The organism is Devosia sp., from assembly GCF_040509215.1.
Taxonomy (GTDB): domain Bacteria; phylum Pseudomonadota; class Alphaproteobacteria; order Rhizobiales; family Devosiaceae; genus Devosia.
This window is the reverse complement of record NZ_JBEVLL010000082.1, coordinates 1-3,637: the sequence shown is the minus strand read 5'-3', so window position 1 is coordinate 3,637 and position 3,637 is coordinate 1. Positions and strand designations below refer to the sequence as shown.

The following is a 3,637-nucleotide window of genomic DNA, read 5'->3' as shown; positions in this document are numbered from 1 at the left end:
GGCCTTTTTGTTTGTGGAGGCGGGAGGCTGAAGCCTACTTGCCGAAGAAATAAATGCCGATGAGCCCGAAGATGCCGACGGCAATGCGCCACCAGGCAAAGGGGGCAAAGCCATAGCGCGACACGAAATTCAGAAGGTAGCGCACGACCACGGCGCCGACGATGAAAGCGGCGGCAAAGCCGACCGCGACATTGAGCGCGATGGATGCGTCGATGAGGTCGCGGCTCTTGTAGAGGTCATAGCCAAAGGCGCCGACCATGATGGGAAGGGCGACAAAGAACGTGAACTCGGCGGCAGCGCGCTTGGATGCGCCAAAGAGCATGCCGCCCACGACGGTTGAGCCAGAACGGGAAACGCCGGGGACCAGCGACAGCATCTGGAAAAGGCCGATGATCACGGCCAGGTGCCAGGGAAAAGTGTAGATATCGTCGTACTTTGGCTCAAGTTTGAGGCGGTCGACGATGAGCAGGATGAAGCCGCCGATGAGGAGGGTCCAGCAGATCAGCGCCGCCGATTCCCACAGGTCGCCCTGGATGAAATCGCGCAGCAGAACCCCAGCGATGACGGCGGGGAAACAGGCGAGAATGACCGAAAGGGCGAACTGCCAAGCGTAGCGCTTGCCGGTCAGAGCATCGCGAATGAGCATGCCCAATTTTGCGAAATAGACCGTGACAACAGCAAGAATTGCACCCAACTGAATGAGTACAACGAAGGTCGTCGGCTGGGTCAGTCCGAAGAAATGACCTGCTAACAAAAGGTGTCCGGTGGAGCTGACCGGTAGGAATTCGGTAAGGCCTTCCAGAATTCCCAGAATAAGGGGCACAAAAAGACCTTGATCCGCGTTCATCTGATCTCCTAACTCGTCTCTTGGGCCGTTTTGCCCCCTCTCTTAACGGTGTTCGTCAACCGCGCCAAGCGAGGGACCAAGCAAGGCAGCTTCGCGTCAACCGGGGCCCCTTCATGCCGACACTCGTGCACCATCCTCTCGATCCTGCCTCGCGACTTATTCGGCTTATGTGTGCCGAATATGGCGTGCCGCTGGATGTGGAGGAGATCAAGCCGTGGCTGCGTGAACCGCATCTGCTGGAGCTCAACCCCGCGGCAACGCTGCCAATTCTCGTCACCGACGACGAGGTGCCGATCATCGGCATTCTGGCGTCGATCCATGTCGTGGAAGATATCTACACCCTTGAAACCGTTGGCGGTTTGATGCCGACCCATCCGCTCGACCGCGCCGAAATGTGGCGGCTGGTCGAATGGATGCTGGTCAAATTCAACGACGAGGTGACGCGCTATCTCGTTGAGGAAAAGATCGCCAAGCGGGACCTCAAGGGCGCAACGCCCGAGCCTTCGGTATTGCGGGCGGCCAAGGCCAACCTTGCCGAGCACATGCTCTATTTCAACTGGCTGCTGGCGAGCCGGAAATGGCTGGCCGGCGAAGAAATGACGCTGGCCGATTTCGCGCTGGCGGCGCACCTCTCCACGCTCGATTATCTCGGCGATATCGACTGGTCCAAGGCCGCCGAAACGCGAGACTGGTATTCGCGGCTGAAATCGCGCCCGGCCTTCAGGACGCTGCTCAACGATCGCGTCGTTGCCATGCCGCCGAGCAAGGGTTATGCCGACCTCGACTTTTAAGTCGCTGCCGTGGGGGCCGGGGATAACTTATGCGCGCATTCTTTTTTGGCCTTGGCTACTCGTCGCAGGCGAGTGCGCATCTGCTCGCAAAGAGCGGTGAATTCGTTGACACACTGGGAACGGTGAGAACGTCGGACAAGGCAAATCGGTTAACCGAAGAAGGCATTTCGGCGGTCGTTTTCGATGGTACCGCGCCGGGGCCGGACGTGGGCGCGGCGCTGCGGGATTGCACGCATGTGGTGGTCTCGATCGCGCCCGACGAGGCCGGCGATGTGGTGCTGCGGCACCATCGCGCGGATCTCGATGCCATGGCTGATCTGCAATGGCTCTGCTATTATTCCACGGTTGGGGTCTACGGGGATTTCGGGGGCGCCTGGATCGACGAATCGGCGCCGCTGAGCCCGCGCAACCTGCGTTCGGGCGTGCGCGCCAGCGCCGAGGAAGAGTGGATCGACTATGCCAGGGCGCGCGGCGTGCCGCTCTGCATTCTACGGCTCGCCGGAATTTATGGGCCGGGGCGGTCGAGTTTTGACAAGCTGGCTGATGGGACAGCGCGGCGCGTCATAAAACCGGGTCAGGTGTTTAACCGCATCCATGTCGAAGACATTGCCCGCGTCACCATGCTGGCGGCGGAGCGGCGGCTCGCCGGCAATTTCAACTTGGCAGATGACCAGCCGGGCCCGCCGCAAGACCTCATCACCTATGCGGCCGAAAAGATGGGTGTCGAACCCCCGGCCGAGATTGATTTCGAAACCGCGGACATGACGCCGATGGCGCGCAGCTTTTATCGCGACAACAAGCGCGTTTCGAACAAGGCCATAAAAGAAGCGCTCGGGATCGAGTTGCTTTACCCCAATTATCAGACTGGCCTTGATGCCATCTGGAAGGATTTTCGATGAGCCTCCAACCCGCAAAGTCTGCACCTGAGCGCATCGTACTCGAAGGCCGCTATGTCTGGCTTGAGCCGCTGGACAAGCGCCACGCCGCTGATCTCTTGGCCGTGTCCACGATGGACGGGGGCGCGGAACGATATCGCTGGCTCTTTAGCAATGCGCCGACGAGCCTCAATGAGATGGAAGCCCGTATCGAGGAGGCCAAGGCCGGGACTGATCCGGCCTATGTGGCGATCGTGGACAAGGCCAGCGGCAAGGCGCTGGGCCAGCAGGGCTGGATGCGTATCCGCCCCGAACACGGTTCCATTGAGATCGGCGGGGTCTATTGGGGCCTGCCCATGGCGCGCACGCAGATGGCGACCGAGGCGCTCTACCTTTTTGCGCGGCATGCCTTTGACGATCTCGGCTATCGGCGCTTTGAGTGGAAGTGCAATGATCGCAACGAGCCCTCCAAGGCCGCGGCGACGCGCTTCGGCTTCACCCATGAAGGCGTGTTCCGGCAGGACATGATTTTGAAGGGCGAAAGCCGGGATACGGCCTGGTTCTCGATGATCGACGGCGAATGGCCGGCTCTGCGGGCTGAATATGAGCGCTGGCTAAGCCCGGATAATTTTGACGCGAACGGGCAGCAGAAGACCAGGCTCGCGACGCGGTGAGGCTGTTTCATCTCAGCGATGATCCGGGGATCACCCGGTTCGAGCCCCGTCCATCGGCCTATACCGAGGAGCCGGTGGTCTGGGCGATTTCGGACCAGCGCATCGCCAATTATCTGCTGCCGCGCGATTGCCCACGCGTGTGTTTTCGCGCCGGGCCGGAAAGTGTTGGCTCGGATGTCGAGCGGTTTCTGGGTGATGAAGCGGTGGTGATTGCCATCGAGGAGGATTGGGTGGAGCGGCTGCGGGCGGGAAAGTTGCACCGCTATGCCATGCCCAATGATGGCTTTGTGCTGCAGGACGAGGGCGCCGGATATTGGGTGTCCTATGGCGCCATAGAACCCGTGGGGCTAGAGGTTCTAGATGACTTGCCCGGCGCCATTGCTGCCGAGGGCGTGAAGCTGAAAGTGCTGCCTTCGCTGTGGGAGCTGCATGACGCGGTGAAGCAGTCGA

General features: G+C 60.6%; 5 protein-coding genes. 4 read left to right on the top strand and 1 reads right to left on the bottom strand.

The features are described from left to right. Nucleotides 1–34 precede the first annotated feature (34 nt). Nucleotides 35–847 carry an undecaprenyl-diphosphate phosphatase gene (locus ABW043_RS04610; RefSeq protein WP_353920057.1) on the bottom strand — a complete coding sequence of 271 codons (813 nt, stop codon included), beginning with the start codon at nt 845–847 and terminating at the stop codon, nt 35–37. Nucleotides 848–960: 113 nt separating this feature from the next. On the opposite strand from ABW043_RS04610, the gene ABW043_RS04605 reads away from it, so the two are divergent. From ABW043_RS04605 to ABW043_RS04590, 4 genes are all read left to right on the top strand, one after another. Next, nucleotides 961–1,638 carry a glutathione S-transferase family protein gene (locus ABW043_RS04605; protein ID WP_353920056.1) on the top strand — a complete coding sequence of 226 codons (678 nt, stop codon included), beginning with the start codon at nt 961–963 and terminating at the stop codon, nt 1,636–1,638. A 29-nt stretch (nt 1,639–1,667) separates the two neighbouring features. After that, the gene (locus ABW043_RS04600; RefSeq protein ID WP_353920055.1) at nt 1,668–2,537 is read left to right on the top strand and encodes an SDR family oxidoreductase; all 870 of its coding nucleotides are present in this window, start codon (nt 1,668–1,670) and stop codon (nt 2,535–2,537) included. Beyond that, on the top strand, nt 2,534–3,187 hold the full coding sequence (locus ABW043_RS04595) for a GNAT family N-acetyltransferase (RefSeq protein ID WP_353920054.1): 654 nt from the start codon (nt 2,534–2,536) through the stop codon (nt 3,185–3,187). The genes ABW043_RS04600 and ABW043_RS04595 overlap by 4 nt, the downstream gene beginning before the upstream one ends. Continuing rightward, nucleotides 3,184–3,637, top strand: a 454-nt coding sequence (locus tag ABW043_RS04590; protein ID WP_353920053.1) for a DUF6886 family protein, incomplete at its 3' end; no start/stop codon positions are given. The genes ABW043_RS04595 and ABW043_RS04590, both read left to right, overlap by 4 nt.

Bases quoted from the DNA above. Each gene is read 5' to 3' on its own strand.
- ABW043_RS04610 (WP_353920057.1), bottom strand. From the start codon at position 847: ATGAACGCGGATCAAGGTCTTTTTGTGCCCCTTATTCTGGGAATTCTG.
- ABW043_RS04605 (WP_353920056.1), top strand. From the start codon at position 961: ATGCCGACACTCGTGCACCATCCTCTCGATCCTGCCTCGCGACTTATT.
- ABW043_RS04600 (WP_353920055.1), top strand. From the start codon at position 1,668: ATGCGCGCATTCTTTTTTGGCCTTGGCTACTCGTCGCAGGCGAGTGCG.
- ABW043_RS04595 (WP_353920054.1), top strand. From the start codon at position 2,534: ATGAGCCTCCAACCCGCAAAGTCTGCACCTGAGCGCATCGTACTCGAA.